Source organism: Geoanaerobacter pelophilus (genome assembly GCF_018476885.1).
In the GTDB taxonomy this organism is placed as follows: Bacteria; Desulfobacterota; Desulfuromonadia; order Geobacterales; family DSM-12255; genus Geoanaerobacter; species Geoanaerobacter pelophilus.
In genome coordinates this window covers 949,859-967,382 of record NZ_JAHCVJ010000001.1, presented here as the reverse complement: position 1 = coordinate 967,382, position 17,524 = coordinate 949,859, and the positions used below count along the sequence as shown (strand labels likewise).

Below are 17,524 nucleotides of genomic sequence, written 5' to 3'. Positions count from 1 at the left end.
GAATTACCGGTAAAGGAGTGCTGTATGGATCTCTTGAATAGATTGGCAGGAAAGAAAAAATATTTGATCTGGCCCGTTGTTCTCGTGGCTGGAGGGATCATTCTCAAAATGACGATCTTAGCCCCAACAAAGGTAAATGTCGTGAGTGTTGAGAAACGCGGCCTCACTGCCCAGGTCTACGGCAACGGAACGGTTGAGGCCAAGGTTGTGGTCGGTGTTTCCAGCAAGATAACCGGCAGAATAGTGGAACTGTACGCTGATCAGGGTGATCTGGTGAAACGGGGGCAACTCCTCGTCAGGCTGGAAAATGAAGACTTTCGCCACCAGGAACAGCAGTCCGAGGCAGTACTAAGCAAATCAGCGGCCAACCTGAGTGTAGAACAGGCCAATCTCCAAAAGGCCAGGACTAATCTGACCCTGGCGGAACGGAATGCCCAGCGGTACAAAAACCTAGCCGAGAAGAACTTCGTCTCCAGGCTGGAGGCTGAACAGTATGATACCGCCAGCAAGGTAGCCAGGGAAGAGGTCGTCCGCAGCCAGGCAGCTGTAGAGGCGGTGCGCATGGAGCAGCAGGCTGGCCGGGCCAGCGTTGGTTTTGCCCGAAGCAGGGTCGCAGATACGCTGATCTACGCTCCCCAGGATGGGGTCATCATCACCCGTGACCTGGAGAAGGGAGCCACTGTTTCGCCGGGGATGTCGATCTTCACCCTGGCAGACCCCCGAACCATCTGGGTCAAGGCCAACGTGGACGAATCACAGTTGAAAGGGGTGGCTGTCGGCAAAAAAGCCATAATCACCCTACGTTCCTCGTCCGGCGAACAGCTCTCCGGTCAGGTTGCCCGTTTGGGGCGCCAGAGCGATCGGGTGACCGAAGAGCTGGAGGTGGATGTGGCCTTCAGCGAGCCCCTGAAACAGTTCCGTCTGGGGGAGCAGTCCGATGTGTACATCGTCACGGATACAAAAAAAGATGCTCCGTCGCTCCCATCCGCCGCCATTGTCGCCAAGGACAAAAAACGGGGCGTGTGGGTGATAAAAGACGGTCGGTTAACATTTAAAGAGGTGACTATCGGGATCGAGGACCGGAGCAATCTGAGCGAAATCGTTGCAGGGCTTGATGCCGGCGACCGTGTAGCAGTGGCTCCCCCCGCGAACATGGCAAAATTCAAGGAAGGCATGAAGGTACGGGCTGCGAAATGAATCTCGCCATTCGGGACATACGCTACCACCGGGGCAGGTTTATCCTGACCTCCATCGGCCTCGGGCTGCTCCTCGGGGTGGTAATAAGCATGGGAGGAATTTACCGGGGACTCATCGCCGACGCCCTGGCGATACTGCACGCGAATAAGGCCGACATCTGGGTTGTGCAGCAGAATACCAACGGCCCGTTTGCCGAGAGTTCGCGCATCCCGGAAGACATCAAGTACCGCATACGGGCGGTGCCCGGTGTGGCCGAGGCATCCCCGATTTCCTTCCAGACGATCCAGATCGAGCGTCACGGCAAACCATTCCGTTTTTTCCTGATAGGGTATGAATTGAGCGGCTTCGGCGGCCCGCCGGAGATTGTTACCGGGCGTGGTATCCGCCAGAAGCACTATGAAATGGTGGCTGCCAAGGCGATGGGGATGGAGATCGGTGAAAAGATCCATCTGGGCCTCCATGATTACACCGTCGTAGGGATAACCAGCAAGATTGTTTCTTCCAGCGGTGACCCGGCTGCCTATGTGAGCCTGGCCGACGCGCAGGATATCCAGTTCAAGAAAGACAACGACGCCATCAGGAATGACCGTGAGCGGATCGGAGCCAATCTGGCCAATATTCAAACTCTGTCTCCTGTCCAAGGAAAATACCTGCAGCAGAATATCTCAGCTATCACTGAATCAACTCACACGGTTAACACCATTGTTGTCAGATTGGCGCCGGGCGCAAACCTTCATGATGTGCAGGAGCGGATCAGCCGCTGGAACCATTTCAAGCCCATTTCCGATGCCGAACAGACCGCAATCCTGGCTAAGGGGATGATTGAAAAGGCCAGGATGCAGTTGGGGCTTTTCCGGGTAATCCTCCTCGTTATCTCGGCCGTAATAATCTCCCTGATCATCTACACCTCGACCCTCGACAAGATCAAGGTCATCGCCACACTGAAACTGATCGGGGCACAAAACCGGGTGATCATAGGCATGATTCTGCAGCAGTCGCTGCTGATGGGCTTCATTGCTTATTTTATCGGCTACGGCTTAATTCTGCTAACCTACGAAAAATTTCCCCGGCGGATCGTCCTGGAGGCTTTTGACATGCAGATACTGTTTGTCATTGTCATGGCAATTTGCATCATTTCGAGCTTTGTGGGTATCCGGAAGGCGCTCAAGGTTGAGCCGGGGGAGGCCCTGGGTGGATAAGAACATGTATGCAATCGAAGTGGAAAGGCTGACGAAGATCTACGGTAAAGGTGAGACGTCGGTGACCGCCATTGCGGATGCGACTCTGCAGGTTAAACCAGGGGAACTGGTCGCCATTCTCGGCCCATCGGGTTCCGGTAAAACGACCCTGCTGACTTGCATCGGACTGATCAATGAGCCGACCCACGGCACGGTCGTTATCGACGGCACTACTGTCGCTGATGAAGGCTGGAAAAGCGGTATTGATCTGAAGCGGATGCGCCGGGAAAAGCTCGGATTCATCTTTCAGGCCCACAACCTGATACCATTTCTGACCGCTCAGGAAAATGTCATGATTGCGTTGGAGATCAACAACGTGACAAAAAATGAAGCCAAAAGCCGTGCAACAGAGTTGCTGACTTCCCTCAATCTCGGCCACCGACTGGGCAATTACCCTTCAGCGCTTTCCGGTGGCGAAGCCCAGCGGGTGGCTATTGCACGTGCCTTGGCTAACAAACCCAGAGTGATCCTGGCCGATGAGCCGACCGCTGCGCTTGATACCGAGAATGGCAAGAATGTCATGGGGCTCCTGAAGAAACTGGCGGTGGAAAACCATTCCGCTATCCTGGTTGTCACCCACGATCATCGAATGGTGGAAGGTTTCGACCGGATATTCCAGGTCAGTGATGGTCGTATCATTGATGAGAAGAATTACATTGATGTGGGATGAGTTAATTCTAGCGGATGCAGAAATGCCTTGCCCAAATGAACGTGCAACTAATCAACGCGGATTGACATAGGCCAGATTAAGGTACTAGGAGATCGGAACTTCGATATAAATATAGATATGGTCCGTGAGAGAACCGGAGAGGTGCGTCCGATATTGGAAAACTTAACACACCGTCGAAGTGTAACAGCCTGTTATTTAAGGGTTACCTTGCAAATCCAGGGGTTCATGGCTGTCACCAGCATGAACCGGGACGGGTAGGTGATCGAGGTCAGGGCGCGGGAGATGGTGACCCGGCCGTCTTCCAGCGGCTGGCGCAGCACCTCCAGAACGTTCTTCTTGAATTCCGGCAACTCGTCCAGGAAAAGTACGCCATTATGCGACAAGCTCACCTCTCCCGGCTTGGGGGTATTGTTGCCGCCGCCGATCAGGCCGATATCCGAGATAGTATGGTGTGGTGACCGGAACGGCCTGTTGGTGATGATCGCCTTGTCCCGCTCCAACAGCCCCATGACGCTGTAGACCTTGGTGGTCTCAATCGCCTCACCGAAGGAGATCGGCGGCAGGATGGTCGGTATGCGCCGCGCCAGCATGGTCTTGCCCGATCCCGGTGGGCCCAACATCAACATGTTATGTTTACAAGACCTATCGAGATATGCCATAGTTCAAACTTATAGCATAAATAGGAGGACTTGTCATGGCACGTGCATTCAGTTATACGCGGTTTAGTCGGTTGGAGCAACGCAAGGGGGATAGCTATAGGCGGCAGACAGAAGCGGCGAAAAACTATGCTGACAGTAACGGGCTGATAATTGATGAATCTCTTGATATTGATGATCTCGGCAATTCTGCTTTCCGAGGTAATCACGCTGCAACAGGTGGTTTAAGTAAGTTTATTGAAGCAATCGAAAATGGTTATGTGAAGCCAGGAGATGTTCTCTTGATAGAGAATCTTGATCGGCTATCGAGACAAGCAATAGGTGACGCCTACGACCTTCTTAAAGCAATTTGTAATAAAGGGGTAATAGTAGTCACATTACAGGACGGCAAGCGATATGACCGCGAGACACTTAGTAATGACTTCGCATCATTAATCATTGCACTTTCATTTTTTGCAAGAGGACACGAGGAAAGTCTTACAAAGTCTGACCGGGTAGGTAAGGCCTGGGCGAATAAACGGAAAAATATATCTGATAAAGTTCTTACTAAGGCAATGCCAGCGTGGTTAGCGGTTGATGCTTCTGGGTGTATTGTGCCTATTCCTGAAAGAGCTGAGATAGTGAAAGATATTTATACTCAATATGTTTCTGGAATATCCCCACGGACAATAACAGCTAAACTAAATTCTAGTAATGTTGATACCTGGGGAACCGGTAAAAGGAAAGCTAAAAATTGGAATACTTCATATATCCAAAAAATATTGGATACTGATTATGTAATAGGTAACTTTACCTTGCACATGTATGAGCATGACAGTGGAAAGCGCAAGAGAGTACCGCTAAATACAATAAAAGACTACTATCCACAAGTTGTTCCAACAGATTTATATAATAGAGTTAGGGAGATTAGAAATAACAATAAAACTAAAGGCAGAAAGATAGACAACACTATTAATAATATCTTTTCAATGGTTTTGCGGTGTAACAAATGTGATTCTTATATGCTGCGCGTAAATAAAAGCGGAGGAAGTGTTTATCTTGTTTGTTCTGCGGCAAAGTCAGGGCTACAAAACAGTGAATCACAACATAAGGTATGTGCTGGGGGGTATGTCTCAACCCGGTATGATCTGATAGAGAAAGCGTTTGTTAGCGCTGTAATAGCTGGTAAATTCGATACCGATGGCGGCGAAGCTCTAGCGATGTTGGATGCAGATATTAAAACGACCTTGCAGCAAAAAGAAGCAACCTCACTTAAACTGTCAAATATTGCCGCGAGTATAATAGACGGTACGCTTACAGGTGATACACCGCTCCATTATGATGTGCCGAGAGCAGACGGTACAATCTCAAATTGGACAGTACGAGAAGAGCGAGAGTTCCTAGAACTTATTTTGAGAAGTGCTGATCTGCGGCTAGAACAGTTATCAATTCAACGAGAAGCATTGAAACCTCAATCAGTAGTTTTAAAGCTAGGTGAACTTAAACGAGCTGTAGAAAATGAAAGTATCGACAGAGCACGCGTGAATGTGATCCTGAGAGCGATTTGTAAAAGTGCAACTATGGATACAAAAAGGAAAGAGATTGTGTTTCAGCTGACACACTCTGTAAATCCTGTGGTGTTGGGGTGGACTAAATGAGAATATTACATTACTGCTTACTCTTTTTGCTGGCAGCAGAACCAGCTATCGCAGCCCACAAGCACCTGGAGAAGGAATATCAAAAGGAATGGTGCGACGACCACTTCTATAAAATGGAATATCCGCTTGAGGATGGCAGTCATATAGATTGCTTGACCGAGACTCACGCTGTTGAAGTAGAGTTTGCTCCTAAGTGGGCTGAGTCGGTAGGTCAATCACTGTACTATGCTTTAAAGACCGGAAAGCAGCCTGGGGTTGTGCTGATCTTGGAAAGCAGCAAAGATCGGAAGTTCCTGGAGAGACTACAGGCAGTGGCAGACGGTTACGGCATTGCTGTATGGACTATGCGACCGGGTGACTTGAAGCGTTAGGAAGTGTGGATGTTACCTTTTCAACTTTAACTGCTGTGCCCGAAGCTACGAGGAAAAGCATAGATTTTCCTTGCCCGCTGAATTCGCTGTAATTCACATTCACAGCAATAACAGCATTTGCACCGACGCAGGCTGCTTCGTGTTTCAATTCTTCTAAGCATATCAAACGAGCATCTCTTAGAGCTGTTTGTATAGAGTTGCTACGCCCTCCGATAACATCAGTAACTTTATTAAGCATATCAACAAATATATTCATACCAAATGCGCATTCAGATGTAATTACATCTATTGTTTCTGTAATTTTATAACCAGCTAACCACGGAGCTGTAGTGAGAGTTATCTTTTCTTTTTTTGGGGTTTGTTGTTGCGCGATAACTCGTTTAGACATTTTCTCTGCTAATTCGACTCTTGTTGCTTCAAGTATTTTAATTTGAGTTTTTGCGTAGTCAGCTTCTTTACTGGTAGGGTGTTGCTCTATAATTGAGCTGTACAGTGAAAATGCTTTGTCTGCATCACTTTCCTTATAATGAATATCATACGCTTTCTTGAATAAATCTTCGGTCGTATCTGGCATTGGGTTGCCTCTCCTTAACGGATTCAGTCTTTTATATTATAGCGGCGGCGTACATACCTTGCATGGAGAATACGACACTCTAGCATCCGCAAGTGATATAGGGATTTTACTCTTCAAGTGCCTGCACCCGTCTCTATGGTATTTATGACCGGTTCTTGTGACATAAACAGCCTGAGATTTTGTTTCTCTGCTATCCACCGTATGCCCAACTCTAGGACTTCTAGCGGCTGATCCCCCATTGTGGAAGTGATACTCTCCAGTTCTTCGGTTGTAATGGCCTCCGTTTGAATCTGTTCGACCTGAGTGAGCTAGTCCCAGTGATGGCAGCAAGAGAGCCAGTATTACCCATAAAGCCAATCGTTTACTTGCTTTCATTGCCGACCTCCTCTAGAGGGTGAATTGCTTTTTTTCTTCATTAGTTTAAAGGTGTTAGCACTGAATGGCGATCTTATCATATCCCTGCCTGTTGCAATGGCTAACTCATTACTTTTGCGAGGTAATTTAAAAAGGACTTAGAATCTGCAAAATAGTTTGGATAAGCAGCTTGCAGTGCATGCATTGATCCTGCCGCCACCAAAACAACATCATAAGTCGGATCATCTTTGGCGGTTCTTTCTTTCTCAAGATAAGTTCTTGTCGCTTTATCTAAGTCTGATGATGCGAATTGAGTTACCATGATTGCTTGCGCTTGGTTTGTAAGTTCTAGTAGAAAGTAGTCTGTTTTATTGTCATGTTTTGTCGCGACATATTGTGTAGAAACGGCAAAGGCATTTAGGCGGTTCACCACGTTCAAACTATTTGCAAGGTTCCTTAATTCAGTTTTGGTTTCAATCCCGTTTAGATGTTCACCTGTGGGTCTTTTCTCAAGCTTCGCAAACTCAGCACTCGCGTACTTGAAAAAGTCGAGCCAGTCTTTACTTCCTTGACTAGCCTTTAAAGCTTGTCGCGTAAAAATGTCAACTATCTCAACTGAAGTCGCCCACGCATGCTGTATTTTTGATCGCAGTTGAAGCTCCACAAAATAGTCAGCATAAGGTTTTTTGCCACCGTTGTATTTGTAAACAAGATGTATCCCTCTATAACCGGAGTCCTTTGGACATTGTATATAATCATCCTTCTTATGTAGTTTGTGCCTTGTTCTGCTATTGGTTAAAACCGTAGATAATTTTTCAACGGAATTAACAGTATTAACAACAGAGCGACAACCGCTAATATCTTGCATACGATGAAGTTTCATCTGAGGATATCTAGACAGCTTATCAAGAATTGATGGTGTTCTTTTAAGGCGTTGTACAACAACAGCCCTAGCATCTATTTTACTTGATTGAGTTCTTAGGAAAATCAGCAACGCGTGCATAGGATAAGCATGTGCGGCCCTCCAGTTGGAAAGTATATCCATAGATGCTGTTTGTTCTTCATCTGTGATATTTTCAGCTATTAATTGCTCTCCAGCTCGCATCACATCTTTTTTTGAATAAGTACATGTTACCCACTTCATCTGATTCTCCTCTGAAGGTTTTTAAACGCAGCGGTTTGGTCGCTGTTGTTAGGCATTGTAGCAGAATCTAACTCCATGGCGGCATTAATACAAGCTCATTCTATGTGTTTTTGGGTAAAATTATATAAGGTGGATTTCTTCTTTCGCGGGTGACCGGAGGGGCTAAGGCCTGGGCGAGATTCGCGCCATAAAAAGGCCACCCCCACTATATTGGGTAGGTGAAAGCAAAAAAGGCGTCAATCGACGCCTTTTTTGTCATTGTGTTACTTATATCGATACAGGGTATCCCGGCTGATCTTCAAGTCCTTGGCAATCTGTGCTTTAGGTTCCCCGGCTTCAATCCTGTTCTTGATCTCGGCAATGCGCTCCGGTGTCATCTCCTGCTTGCGGCCTTTGTAAAGTCCCTTAGCCTTGGCAATCTGGACACCTTCTTTCTGCCGCTCTTTAATAATGGAGCGTTCAAATTCTGCAACCGCGCCCATAATCTGAAGCATAAGCTTTTTCATGGGGTCATCTTCTCCGGTGAATGTCAGGCTGTTCTTGACGAACGTAACAGAGACACCCTTGTTTGTTAGTTGTTCTACAAGATTCTGAAGGTCTGCCAAGTTACGGGCAAGTCTGTCCATGCTATGCACCATAACAGTATCACCCTTGCGGACAAACTTTATCATCTCCTGCAGAGCTGGTCTTTCGGTATCCTTGCCAGACAGCTTATCGGTGAATATCTCATCAAGCTCTATTCCTTCAAGCTGGCGCTCGATGTTCTGGGTTAAGCTGCTTACTCTGATGTATCCGACCGTTGCCATGCGACACCCCCTGAATCTGATTGACTGTACGATTTACATTTTAGATGTATAGTTCAGAATGTCAAGAATTATTTTCGTACATGTATATCTGACATGAAAAGTGTCAGATGCGTCTGTACGGTTTGGGTATACCTTAATCAGGCAGAGAGGTTTATTTGAATTCGTTTAGGGGATGCTGTAGTATCGGGAACAATTAACTGACCCTCTGAAGCTATAGGCACTCAATAATGAAACTGCGGTTACTTATTTGCACTATTATCTCTGCAATCTTGTTGGCTGCTGCATTGATTACGGAAGCAGCTGAAACAGACGTTCATGTAGTGGCTCAGCAATCAAAGCATGCGCAAAGCCCTGGTAATTATTATTTAGCATTGCGGTCTTTTACCCCTGTAATTGACTCCGGAGGCGTTGTCAGGTTTGAAGTGTATATAACCGGATATGGGATTATAAGAAGCTGTAAAATTATGATGTATTCAACGACCAATAGCTTTGATGATAAGCAATCATCGGTGAATTATGGTGTAGATATATATGATGATAGTTATCAATTTGGAACATCGAGCATTAGCATGAACCCGTCCGGCTATTTCGCAATATCATTTCCAGAATTAGTACGTCACAAAAAACACTTACACCCGTTTTTTTCAGATTGCGGTACTGCTTTATTAAATCCTTCTATGATCGTCACTGAAAACAAATCTATAAGAGCACCGCTGCAATTTGATTTAAAAACAAAAGAAAAGATACCTCCTGGAACTTACAGCTGCAATTTGTACATGACTTATTTTAATGGCGTTGAGTGGAAAGGAGACACACAGCAGCTAACATTCACTGTGCGAAATATATTGCAGAGAAATGAAGAAATGGCGTGGTACTTAGCGGTTGCTGCTGCAATAGCAGCTATTGTATCGGTAATCTTTCAAGTTTTTTCATATTTCAAGAAACAGAAAAAATCTGCATAGAGGTAGCAGACTAAAAGATCAAGGCCGGGGCAAGCCGGCTTTTTCATTTTAGGATTGTTAACCGGTTAATCTTCTGCTATGCTGGCAGATGGTTAACCGGTTAATGTTTTATAGGGGGAAGTATGCCGACGAAGAAGTCTCTGGCAGTAATGAAGAGCAGGGCGAAGAATCCAGATATGCAGCGTTTAGAACTGATCGTCCCTGTCTCGGTCAAAGAGCAGTTCAAGGAGCTGGCGAAGGTTAACCGGTTAACTCTGCCGGAGATGCTGGCAACGCTGATCGATGCAGCGGTGAATCCAGTTCCCGCGCCAGTGAAATTGTCTGATGCGGACATGGCAAGGCAGCTGCTAGCAGATAGTGGTGGCAACCGTACAGCAGCAAAGCGGCAACTGATTGAGCAGCTACAAATGGAATTCCCCGGCTACAAGGTCAATGGAGCGGGAACTAAAAAAGGTGGGGAGTTTTACGAAGCACAGCGAAAATACAAAAGCGTAGCGCAAGCGGTAGACAGAGAAACAAAGCCAGCCCCTGAAGTGCTACAGGCGCGTTAATTAACGCGCCTGAATAGTCAGGGCTGGCCTTGATCTAAAAACGGCTTAGAATCGAAATTTGAAAGCCTGGGCCGGCACAAGCAACAATCAGGCCAAGCCTACAGAAAAATGCACTCCATTAGAGAATTCTCTTGACAAAAATCGATTTTGCGGGTATAATCGGGGAGTCCGTTTTCGGACGACCTATACATAATAAGATTATACCCTAGCCTTTCCTCTTGATTTAATCCTATGCCTTCTTGGCTATCCTCTCCAAATCCTCATCCTCCCATTCACCCTCATGACCTACCAGACAATCGACGTTAACGCACAAACTGATTTGTAGGTTATCTCGCTGCGTCGGATTGAGCAGCTTGAAAAGTTCCGGGTGCTGATCGGCGTGCCGTTCGCAGGTTGTACATGCTGCCGGTGTGGTGGGGGTTTGGTTCATTGGTAATTCCTCCTTTATTAAAATTAATACGGAGGCTATACCATTATTTATACAGCTTGTCAACGGTGAATATGCACATTATGCTAATGATAGCTGGATGTTACATCTGCATTATAGTGCACATGTGAATTCTATCGTTTGCCTGAATGTACACCGGAGACACTTAACACCAAGCCAGAAGGCAGCTGTTGCTTTGGACATGCTGCCATTGCTGGAGGCTGAGGCGAAGGAGAGGCAACGGTTGGCGGGGAAGCTTTACGGGGAGAATTACCCCAAGCAAGAGGTTCTCTCGACGTTGAGAGAAGCTATCCCCTCACCTCGATCCGTTGACCTAGCCGCTAGCATGATCGGGGTGAGTAACAGCAACATCTCAGAGGTCAAGCGCATATCGAGGGTAGCGCCGGAGAGGTTGGATTAGTGGGAGTCAATTCAGGCGAATCGCCGGAATTTAACAATTTAGATAAGTTACGCATTACTAGCTAATGTAAGTCAGACCCGGAAACTATCCGGGTTTGAACAATTTCGAGGCTTTAGCTCAAAGGAGGCGTTTTGCCTCCTTTGGCTCAATCCCAAGGCATGCCGCTAAGCTCGTCCTGGCACGGCAACAAGGTGTCATCGGCGAATTCCAGGGGGCTGGAGGGAACGTCGAGCCGGTCAAGCACATCTGCATATTCCATCAATTCATCTTCCTGGGCCGGTTCGTGGTTAATACCATCCACGCCGTTGGTCTGCGGTGTGTATTCTTTCGAGGCTGGCCTGCGCCTCTTGGCCTTAGCAGGTCGCCTTAGCAAAGTCGAACCGCTGTAGTCACTCCGGGGGCTGGGTTCTACGGTTCCACAATCGGCGCAGGGTAGGCCGCGCTTGTAGGTGCTGGAGCTACAAAATGGACATTGCTGTCCGGTTGCTGGCGGTACTGCTACGTGTTTATTGTATGGGTGGCAAGTTGTGTGCTCTATCATTCAGGTAATCCTTATAGTTTTTGGGGTGGTCTAGGTATGGACGATAAAAAGAAAACAGCTTAGAAAGGCTCTGAGGAGACTACTAATGGGTCAAGATGGCGCAACCTAAGCCAAGCACAGGTAATGTCAACTGCAACTGGGCCAGAAGCAGCGATTATGGATATACTGCCGGTCGTCTGCTTGCCGGTGTAGTCGGCTGCAGCGTAGCGAATGGTATGTATTGACAAGCTGGTCTCCTTTAACGACTAGAGCCGCCATTGCTGGCAGCTCTAGGCATAACTATCTAATTTTGTTCAACCCCGTCGATTCGACTGGGTTAGGCTGGGCCTAAAACTACCACCGAAATGTCATCAACATCTCGCGGATCGAATCCGCTGAACACGTCTGGCCGGCTGTATTTTTCATCGTGGTGGCCTCTAATCAAGGCTACAACAGTTTGGTGAGCGCCCTCCCTGGAAACTGCGGGAACAGCGACAGTGCCCCGGATGATCTCTCTATCGACGAGTTCGATTTTATAACTAACCATCCAGTTAAGCATTGGACACCTCCTCCACAAACATGTAAATCAGGCCGGTCTCGAAACCATCAACAACCAGCTCCTTGACTAGATAGGACTTGCCGTTGCTGGCCCGGAGAATATCATCGATCTGAACATCGGCGGTTGATGGCACGTATAACAACTGGTTCCTGAAGTTGTACGGAACATCGGAGGCTATTGCCGTGTGCTCAGCAGCTCCAGGTAATTTCCTGGAAATGGCTACGGTTTCTGAAAAAGGCCTGATAACCACTCCGATGCTGTCAGGGTTGGTGTCATCGTGGTGCTGGTGGCAGTTTGCGATGATGAACTTATTCTGTTTGTAAGCATCAACCAGGAGCGCAGCAGGCACTACATAATCGGTAGCTGCCAGCTCGAAGCTGGCACCGGAGTCGCCATCGTGGTAGATCGCCTTGAAGGTCGCCCCATCGGCAAAATGAAATTCCCGGCCATGAAACTGGATAAAATCGCTCATTAATCAACCTCCCGTAGCAAAGTTAAACGATACACATCTGCGGATAAATACCAGTATTCCACTATCTGGTGCCGATTTCCGTCCGTGTCCAGCACAATGCAAGGCGGCTTTATAGCCCTTAAGTCTAAGGGGGTGTGGACGTAAATAGTTGTAATATCAGGGGATTGTGACAGCAGCAAGTCTCCAGGGCCTACAAAGACAGGCTGCGGGGCTGGCTGGGGGTGCTCTACGATCAATTCTAGGGGTTCTGTGGGGTCTTTTCGTCTTAAAAATGCCATAAAAAATCCTTTGATTAAAATGTTGGGCGGCCAGAGCCGCCCATGCAGGAGAGTTGCCGGGTGTAGCCGCACAGCCCCCGGCGAGCTGCATCATACCGGAGGAGTACCGGCGCGGTTATGTGGTCAGTCGTCGATCTGCAACTTAGCCAAGTCGAGTATGGTTTTGGTCAGTAATAGGCTGCACTCGATGGCCTCGTAATCCTCTTCAGTTAGCCGGCTGCCGTCCTCTAGCTCAACCCATGACTTGCACTCAGCCATTGGAACAACATAGCCGCTGCCTGCCTTGATGGTTGTGGATTTGATGGGGCTGGTTGGGCCGGTGCCTGTGTCAATGAACTTCCGGGTGATTTCGCCAGGGGCTGCTTTGGTGCCTGTGGCTATGTCGTTGCTGGTGTGGTCGATTACTTTGCGCATTTTGACTCCCTTGCCGCTGAGAGGGTCGCGAGATGGTCAACGAGGATGTCGAGGACTTCGCCGATTGCCTTTCTACCTTCTGATTGCGAAGGATAGCTGTTTACGAGGTTTCTGAGCTGTTCGATAGTGGTGGACATTTTTGTGCCTTTCTTGCCCGTCAGGACTTCGTCCTTCCGGGGCTTCGCTTGGGGTTGATGTTGGATTGTTAAGTGGCTGTTATTACGGAGGTGCTGTGAATAGTGCGTAGGTATATTACTAGTGTTTTTCTGCAGGCTGCCTAATCGAACCATATATCGGGAGCAAAATTTACCTCTTGGGCTGGTAGCAACTCGATGGGTATAGCTGGCGGTTCCGATGCTGGCTGATCGAATTTACATAATTCTGTGATGCCATGCCTCGTTAAAAACTCCGATAGCATTTGGAAATCCGACTCAGTAGGTCGTGCCATCAGAGTGTCGAAATCTCTTATAAGCTCTTCCATTGTTTTGCTACGCTTAGGCTTTGCTACAGGCTTCCGGCGTGGTGCAAGGTCACGGCTGATTATCATCTTATCGACGTTGCCAAGCCATTCAGACCACCAAGCACATGATGGCCGGTTGTACTTCGTTTTGTAGCTCTTCTCCCGGAAATCCAAGAACCGTCTGACCAACCCAGAAACTAGAGGGCCGAGTTCGTCGCCGGTTGCTATCCGCTCTGCGATTGCCTTGGCTGTTGGTCTGTCCTGCGTCCGATATTCGACCCGGAGCCAGGGGAACTTGGTTTGCTCCAGCCGATCTTTTCTGTAGATGCAGATGGAGTTCCGGCCTGATCTGCGCCCAAAGTAAACAGTCTCGTTATTGATACAGATAGGCGGTTGTGGGGTGCCATCGTGTCGAGGTCTTATTAGTGGGGATACGATTTGTTCTTGGTAGCGGTCGGGGCTTGACAGCTCAACAATCTCCGACCAGGGCAACCGGTTCGCTGTGTCGTCCATTGCGATGTGCAGCACGGTAGGCTTGCCACCGAGATACAGCACTTGCCTGAAGAGTTCCGGCACGTCTATCGATAGCGGATTACCTGCATACGCTGAAAGAGCATACCCGCTGATCTGTATCAGGGTTGTGTTGGGGTTCTTGTCGGTGTCCGGGTCACAGAAAATCTCTATGAGCTTATCGCCGTTCTGACCAGACAGCAGGAACGACCGTTTGTAGTAGTTGCGCTTCCGGTTCTGCAGGTGGAAAAGCTCAAACGGGGTAGCAAACAGATTGCCAATAAGCTGTGGTAATGTGGATTCGTTATAGATAGCCGGAAGTGTAAAGCTAATCCAATCGAATTTGATGCCGGGTATGTCTGGGGTCATGCGTACACTCCATTAATGAGGTCGAGGCGTTTATTGATGGTGAACACGCTCTCATTAATTTTATGTACCTGGAAACGACCTGATTTTATCAAGCTTGGATCAAATTTTTTTACTTAGGTATGCTGGCGGTTATTCTGAGAGGAGGGCTATATAGTTTTCCTCGGAGAAGAGGGTGTGCGGGAATCCCCCCATATAACAAGTAGGGAGTCTAACGATAGAGGCGGGGCTGGGAGAGGTAGAGGTGTAATCCACTGTAATTACTTTGAATATATGAATATAATCGCTGTGGAGTTGGTGCTGGAGAGGCTTTGGGAAGATTTTGGAAGAAGAGAGTATTATCTGTTTCTAATGGGTCTTGCAATTACAACATCAAAATATTATGGCCGCCACTGGCTGCCACCTCCAGCGCCCGCTTGGCATGCTCCTGCCCCTTGACCTCGGCAAAGTCATCGCCAAAACCGACCTCCCGGTTGAACAGCTCCTCCAGATTGAGCCGATGCGGTGATATTTCCCTGGTGCTGTTCAGGAACTCGACCACCTCGGCCAGTTCGGCAACGCCGATCACCTCGATCCCCTCGACAACCGCGGCTTCGCAGGCATTCTCTGCAGGCAGGATTACCCCGGCCAAGCCGCTTTCCCGGGCATTGACCGCAATTGACAGTGCTCCGCGGATCGGCTTCACCCGGCCGTCCAGCGACAGCTCGCCCACCAGCAGGTACTCTTTCAGACGGTTCCCCTTGACCACGCCGGTGGCAGCCAGAATTCCGATGGAAATCGGCAGGTCGAACGATGCCCCTTCCTTGCGGATGTCAGCAGGGGCAAGGTTTACGGTGATTCGCCGCTGGGGATAGTCGTAACCGGCATTCTTCAGCGCCGATTTTACCCGGTCTTTGCTCTCCTTGACTGCGCCGTCCGGCAGTCCGACGGTGGCGAACTGCGGCAGACCCTGGGTGATATCCACCTCGACTTCGACCTGGATGGCATCAATGCCGATGACGGCGCTTGATAGAACTTTTGCGAGCATAGCTTTCTTTCAAGGCTGCTGTTTATGGGTGATCAGAATTGCGGTATCACGGTTTGAGCATGTCCAGATAGCGTTCCGCGTCCAGGGCCGCCATACATCCGGTGCCTGCGGAGGTGATTGCCTGCTTGTAATGCTGGTCCTGCACGTCGCCGGCGGCAAAGACCCCCGGAACGCTGGTGGCGGTGACATTGCCCTCACTGCCGCAAACTGTGCGGATATAGCCGTCGTCCATTTCCAGTTGCCCCTCGAAGATCTGGGTGTTAGGCGCATGACCGATGGCAATGAAACAGCCGTGAACCGGGATGTCTTTGGTGGAGCCGCTGGTGTGGCGGATCCGGATTCCGGTTACGCCGCTGTCGTCGCCCAGCACCTCGTCCAGCACGTGATGCCACTCGATGGTGACGTTGCCACCCTTGGTCTTTTCGATGAGCTTGTCAGCCAGGATCTTTTCGGAGCGGAACTTGTCGCGGCGATGGATCACGGTGACATGGCTGGCTATGTTGGAAAGATAAAGCGCCTCCTCGACTGCTGTGTTGCCGCCGCCGATGACCGCTACCGGCTTGTTGCGGTAGAAAAACCCGTCGCAGGTGGCGCAGGCAGAAACCCCTTTGCCTTTGAACTGCTCTTCAGAAGGGAGTCCGAGGTACTTGGCCGTGGCGCCGGTGGCGACGATCAGGGCATCGCAGCTATATTTGCCGGCATCTCCGGTGAGCACAAAGGGCCGTTTTGAGAGGTCTGCCTTGCTGATATGGTCGTAAATAAAAGTGGTATTGAAGCGTTCGGCGTGGCTCCTCATCCGCTCCATCAGGTCAGGCCCCTGGACACCGTTCGGGTCGCCGGGCCAGTTGTCGACCTCTGTGGTGGTCATGAGCTGGCCACCCTGCTGAAGTCCGGTTATCAGTACTGGCTGAAGGTTGGCGCGGGCCGCGTACACTGCCGCCGTGTAGCCGGCAGGTCCTGATCCGAGAATGATAAGCCTGTGATGAGACGACATCTGGTTGGTACCTCCTAGTTAATATGTGCAAACAATAACAGCAGGGGGGGCAAAAAGCAAGGCAAGCGGCTGCAGAACGGCATCTGCTTTGACCATGCGGCGATCCTCTGATACAATCTCTACATAACAGGCAAGCCCAAGGAGGAAGTGATGAAAAAGATCATTCTGCTTATTACCGCATTATCGCTATTGCTGTCAGCAACTGCTGTCTTGGCTGCGGATATCAGGTTTGTCTCGCCTCTTGTGCAAGGGGAGTTCAAAGACCTCAGCAAAGAGTTCGGAGCGGCGCTTGGCTACAAAAACGTCGCACCGCCGGTGCCGTTGGGCATCACCGGTTTTGACGCCGGGGTCGAGCTGTCGTTCATTGATGTCAAAAAAGAGAGTCGCTACTGGCGCTCTGCCTTCGGCAATGACGCCTCCGGTTATCTCGTCTACCCGCGCCTCAGGGTGCGCAAAGGACTGCCGTTCGGCATCGACGTGGGCGCCATGTATTCCTATGTCCCAGACAGCAACGTCAAGAGCTATGGTTTCGAGCTGAGCAAAGCGATCCTAGAAGGCGGGGCGTTATCTCCTGCCTTAGGGGTCAGGGCCACCTACACCAAGCTGGCCGGGGTCAGTGATCTGGACCTGCAGACTGCCGGGATCGATGCCACGATCAGCAAGGGGTTTGCCATCATCACCCCCTATATCGGCGGCGGGATGCTCTGGATCGACAGCAAGGCCAAGGGTGACTTGCAGCGCCTGTCAACAGCTGCCGGGACTCCGCTCAGCGAAGAGAAGATCTGGCTCCCCCGCGGCGTGGTCGGGGTGAAGGTAGCGCTGTTGCCGGTGGTCTCGGTGACTGCCGAAGCTGAATACGCAGTCAGGCCGATCTATTCGCTGAAAGCAGCAATCGGCTTCTGACAAAGAGGATTTC

General features: G+C 49.4%; 23 protein-coding genes. 9 read left to right on the top strand and 14 right to left on the bottom strand.

Annotation, left to right across the window (positions count from 1 at the left end):
* Positions 1–24 precede the first annotated feature (24 nt).
* From KI809_RS04400 to KI809_RS04390, 3 genes are read left to right on the top strand one after another with little or no spacing between them, the layout of a single operon-like run.
* The gene (locus tag KI809_RS04400; RefSeq protein ID WP_214170272.1) at positions 25–1,197 is read left to right on the top strand and encodes an efflux RND transporter periplasmic adaptor subunit; all 1,173 of its coding nucleotides are present in this window, start codon (positions 25–27) and stop codon (positions 1,195–1,197) included.
* A complete protein-coding gene (locus KI809_RS04395) occupies positions 1,194–2,396 on the top strand; it encodes an ABC transporter permease (RefSeq protein ID WP_214170271.1) in 1,203 nt (400 codons plus the stop codon). The genes KI809_RS04400 and KI809_RS04395 overlap by 4 nt, the downstream gene beginning before the upstream one ends.
* 4 nt (positions 2,397–2,400) lie before the next feature.
* Positions 2,401–3,105, top strand: a complete 705-nt coding sequence (locus KI809_RS04390) for an ABC transporter ATP-binding protein (RefSeq protein WP_214170514.1) — start codon at positions 2,401–2,403, stop codon at positions 3,103–3,105.
* 191 nt (positions 3,106–3,296) lie between these two features.
* Here the strand turns inward: KI809_RS04390 and KI809_RS04385 are convergent, their stop codons facing one another.
* Positions 3,297–3,731, bottom strand: a complete 435-nt coding sequence (locus KI809_RS04385) for an ATP-binding protein (RefSeq protein WP_246559171.1) — start codon at positions 3,729–3,731, stop codon at positions 3,297–3,299.
* 68 nt (positions 3,732–3,799) lie between these two features.
* On the opposite strand from KI809_RS04385, the gene KI809_RS04380 reads away from it, so the two are divergent.
* Together KI809_RS04380 and KI809_RS04375 are read left to right on the top strand one after the other, a co-directional pair.
* On the top strand, positions 3,800–5,398 hold the full coding sequence (locus KI809_RS04380; RefSeq protein ID WP_214170270.1) for a recombinase family protein: 1,599 nt from the start codon (positions 3,800–3,802) through the stop codon (positions 5,396–5,398).
* Complete coding sequence (locus tag KI809_RS04375; RefSeq protein ID WP_214170269.1) at positions 5,395–5,769, top strand: hypothetical protein; 375 nt, start codon at positions 5,395–5,397, stop codon at positions 5,767–5,769. Before KI809_RS04380 ends, KI809_RS04375 begins: the two co-directional genes overlap by 4 nt.
* Here KI809_RS04375 and KI809_RS04370 read toward each other — a convergent pair.
* From KI809_RS04370 to KI809_RS04355, 4 genes are all read right to left on the bottom strand, one after another.
* Positions 5,741–6,343 carry a heavy metal-binding domain-containing protein gene (locus KI809_RS04370; RefSeq protein WP_214170268.1) on the bottom strand — a complete coding sequence of 201 codons (603 nt, stop codon included), beginning with the start codon at positions 6,341–6,343 and terminating at the stop codon, positions 5,741–5,743. The two genes, KI809_RS04375 and KI809_RS04370, sit on opposite strands and share 29 nt — an antisense overlap.
* 36 nt (positions 6,344–6,379) lie before the next feature.
* Entirely contained in the window at positions 6,380–6,718 is a 339-nt protein-coding gene (locus KI809_RS20915; protein ID WP_214170267.1) for a YHYH domain-containing protein, read from the bottom strand.
* A gap of 100 nt (positions 6,719–6,818) precedes the next feature.
* Positions 6,819–7,841 carry a RelA/SpoT-related domain-containing protein gene (locus tag KI809_RS04360; RefSeq protein ID WP_214170266.1) on the bottom strand — a complete coding sequence of 341 codons (1,023 nt, stop codon included), beginning with the start codon at positions 7,839–7,841 and terminating at the stop codon, positions 6,819–6,821.
* Between the two features lie 263 nt (positions 7,842–8,104).
* Entirely contained in the window at positions 8,105–8,647 is a 543-nt protein-coding gene (locus tag KI809_RS04355; RefSeq protein WP_214170265.1) for a recombinase family protein, read from the bottom strand.
* A 227-nt stretch (positions 8,648–8,874) separates the two neighbouring features.
* Here KI809_RS04355 and KI809_RS04350 point away from each other — a divergent pair, with 227 nt between their 5' ends.
* Positions 8,875–9,609 (top strand): hypothetical protein, encoded by a 735-nt coding sequence (locus tag KI809_RS04350; protein ID WP_214170264.1) that lies wholly within the window; start codon positions 8,875–8,877, stop codon positions 9,607–9,609.
* Between the two features lie 122 nt (positions 9,610–9,731).
* A complete protein-coding gene (locus tag KI809_RS04345) occupies positions 9,732–10,160 on the top strand; it encodes a hypothetical protein (RefSeq protein ID WP_214170263.1) in 429 nt (142 codons plus the stop codon).
* A gap of 229 nt (positions 10,161–10,389) precedes the next feature.
* On the opposite strand, the gene KI809_RS04340 is transcribed toward KI809_RS04345, so the two are convergent.
* On the bottom strand, positions 10,390–10,590 hold the full coding sequence (locus KI809_RS04340; RefSeq protein WP_214170262.1) for a hypothetical protein: 201 nt from the start codon (positions 10,588–10,590) through the stop codon (positions 10,390–10,392).
* Between the two features lie 563 nt (positions 10,591–11,153).
* Positions 11,154–11,549, bottom strand: coding sequence for a hypothetical protein (locus KI809_RS04335; RefSeq protein WP_214170261.1), 396 nt, complete (start codon positions 11,547–11,549; stop codon positions 11,154–11,156).
* 95 nt (positions 11,550–11,644) lie between these two features.
* Between KI809_RS04335 and KI809_RS20680 the strand changes: the two genes are divergently transcribed.
* The gene (locus KI809_RS20680; RefSeq protein ID WP_281416779.1) at positions 11,645–11,773 is read left to right on the top strand and encodes a hypothetical protein; all 129 of its coding nucleotides are present in this window, start codon (positions 11,645–11,647) and stop codon (positions 11,771–11,773) included.
* A 92-nt stretch (positions 11,774–11,865) separates the two neighbouring features.
* On the opposite strand, the gene KI809_RS04330 is transcribed toward KI809_RS20680, so the two are convergent.
* From KI809_RS04330 to trxB, 7 genes are all read right to left on the bottom strand, one after another.
* On the bottom strand, positions 11,866–12,087 hold the full coding sequence (locus KI809_RS04330) for a hypothetical protein (protein ID WP_214170260.1): 222 nt from the start codon (positions 12,085–12,087) through the stop codon (positions 11,866–11,868).
* Positions 12,080–12,559 carry a hypothetical protein gene (locus KI809_RS04325; protein WP_214170259.1) on the bottom strand — a complete coding sequence of 160 codons (480 nt, stop codon included), beginning with the start codon at positions 12,557–12,559 and terminating at the stop codon, positions 12,080–12,082. Before KI809_RS04325 ends, KI809_RS04330 begins: the two co-directional genes overlap by 8 nt.
* A gap of 401 nt (positions 12,560–12,960) precedes the next feature.
* Complete coding sequence (locus KI809_RS04320; RefSeq protein ID WP_214170258.1) at positions 12,961–13,251, bottom strand: hypothetical protein; 291 nt, start codon at positions 13,249–13,251, stop codon at positions 12,961–12,963.
* The gene (locus KI809_RS04315; RefSeq protein ID WP_214170257.1) at positions 13,239–13,388 is read right to left on the bottom strand and encodes a hypothetical protein; all 150 of its coding nucleotides are present in this window, start codon (positions 13,386–13,388) and stop codon (positions 13,239–13,241) included. Before KI809_RS04315 ends, KI809_RS04320 begins: the two co-directional genes overlap by 13 nt.
* A 140-nt stretch (positions 13,389–13,528) precedes the next feature.
* On the bottom strand, positions 13,529–14,590 hold the full coding sequence (locus tag KI809_RS04310; RefSeq protein WP_214170256.1) for a replication initiation factor domain-containing protein: 1,062 nt from the start codon (positions 14,588–14,590) through the stop codon (positions 13,529–13,531).
* Positions 14,591–14,951: 361 nt separating this feature from the next.
* Positions 14,952–15,614 carry a magnesium chelatase domain-containing protein gene (locus tag KI809_RS04305; protein ID WP_214170255.1) on the bottom strand — a complete coding sequence of 221 codons (663 nt, stop codon included), beginning with the start codon at positions 15,612–15,614 and terminating at the stop codon, positions 14,952–14,954.
* Positions 15,615–15,660: 46 nt separating this feature from the next.
* A complete protein-coding gene (gene trxB, locus KI809_RS04300) occupies positions 15,661–16,608 on the bottom strand; it encodes a thioredoxin-disulfide reductase (RefSeq protein ID WP_214170254.1) in 948 nt (315 codons plus the stop codon).
* 150 nt (positions 16,609–16,758) lie between these two features.
* Here trxB and KI809_RS04295 point away from each other — a divergent pair, with 150 nt between their 5' ends.
* Positions 16,759–17,511, top strand: a complete 753-nt coding sequence (locus KI809_RS04295; RefSeq protein WP_214170253.1) for a hypothetical protein — start codon at positions 16,759–16,761, stop codon at positions 17,509–17,511.
* Positions 17,512–17,524: the final 13 nt, after the last annotated feature.

Excerpts from the sequence above, each read along its gene's own strand:
- KI809_RS04350 (WP_214170264.1), top strand. The coding sequence starts at position 8,875 with ATGAAACTGCGGTTACTTATTTGCACTATTATCTCTGCAATCTTGTTG.
- KI809_RS04295 (WP_214170253.1), top strand. The coding sequence starts at position 16,759 with ATGAAAAAGATCATTCTGCTTATTACCGCATTATCGCTATTGCTGTCA.
- KI809_RS04345 (WP_214170263.1), top strand. The coding sequence starts at position 9,732 with ATGCCGACGAAGAAGTCTCTGGCAGTAATGAAGAGCAGGGCGAAGAAT.
- KI809_RS04330 (WP_214170260.1), bottom strand. The coding sequence starts at position 12,087 with ATGCTTAACTGGATGGTTAGTTATAAAATCGAACTCGTCGATAGAGAG.
- KI809_RS04380 (WP_214170270.1), top strand. The coding sequence starts at position 3,800 with ATGGCACGTGCATTCAGTTATACGCGGTTTAGTCGGTTGGAGCAACGC.
- KI809_RS04335 (WP_214170261.1), bottom strand. The coding sequence starts at position 11,549 with ATGATAGAGCACACAACTTGCCACCCATACAATAAACACGTAGCAGTA.
- KI809_RS20680 (WP_281416779.1), top strand. The coding sequence starts at position 11,645 with ATGGCGCAACCTAAGCCAAGCACAGGTAATGTCAACTGCAACTGGGCC.
- KI809_RS04315 (WP_214170257.1), bottom strand. The coding sequence starts at position 13,388 with ATGTCCACCACTATCGAACAGCTCAGAAACCTCGTAAACAGCTATCCT.
- KI809_RS04400 (WP_214170272.1), top strand. The coding sequence starts at position 25 with ATGGATCTCTTGAATAGATTGGCAGGAAAGAAAAAATATTTGATCTGG.
- KI809_RS04310 (WP_214170256.1), bottom strand. The coding sequence starts at position 14,590 with ATGACCCCAGACATACCCGGCATCAAATTCGATTGGATTAGCTTTACA.
- KI809_RS20915 (WP_214170267.1), bottom strand. The coding sequence starts at position 6,718 with ATGAAAGCAAGTAAACGATTGGCTTTATGGGTAATACTGGCTCTCTTG.
- KI809_RS04325 (WP_214170259.1), bottom strand. The coding sequence starts at position 12,559 with ATGAGCGATTTTATCCAGTTTCATGGCCGGGAATTTCATTTTGCCGAT.
- KI809_RS04375 (WP_214170269.1), top strand. The coding sequence starts at position 5,395 with ATGAGAATATTACATTACTGCTTACTCTTTTTGCTGGCAGCAGAACCA.
- KI809_RS04385 (WP_246559171.1), bottom strand. The coding sequence starts at position 3,731 with ATGTTGATGTTGGGCCCACCGGGATCGGGCAAGACCATGCTGGCGCGG.
- KI809_RS04390 (WP_214170514.1), top strand. The coding sequence starts at position 2,401 with ATGTATGCAATCGAAGTGGAAAGGCTGACGAAGATCTACGGTAAAGGT.
- KI809_RS04355 (WP_214170265.1), bottom strand. The coding sequence starts at position 8,647 with ATGGCAACGGTCGGATACATCAGAGTAAGCAGCTTAACCCAGAACATC.
- trxB (WP_214170254.1), bottom strand. The coding sequence starts at position 16,608 with ATGTCGTCTCATCACAGGCTTATCATTCTCGGATCAGGACCTGCCGGC.
- KI809_RS04320 (WP_214170258.1), bottom strand. The coding sequence starts at position 13,251 with ATGCGCAAAGTAATCGACCACACCAGCAACGACATAGCCACAGGCACC.
- KI809_RS04340 (WP_214170262.1), bottom strand. The coding sequence starts at position 10,590 with ATGAACCAAACCCCCACCACACCGGCAGCATGTACAACCTGCGAACGG.
- KI809_RS04360 (WP_214170266.1), bottom strand. The coding sequence starts at position 7,841 with ATGAAGTGGGTAACATGTACTTATTCAAAAAAAGATGTGATGCGAGCT.
- KI809_RS04305 (WP_214170255.1), bottom strand. The coding sequence starts at position 15,614 with ATGCTCGCAAAAGTTCTATCAAGCGCCGTCATCGGCATTGATGCCATC.
- KI809_RS04370 (WP_214170268.1), bottom strand. The coding sequence starts at position 6,343 with ATGCCAGATACGACCGAAGATTTATTCAAGAAAGCGTATGATATTCAT.
- KI809_RS04395 (WP_214170271.1), top strand. The coding sequence starts at position 1,194 with ATGAATCTCGCCATTCGGGACATACGCTACCACCGGGGCAGGTTTATC.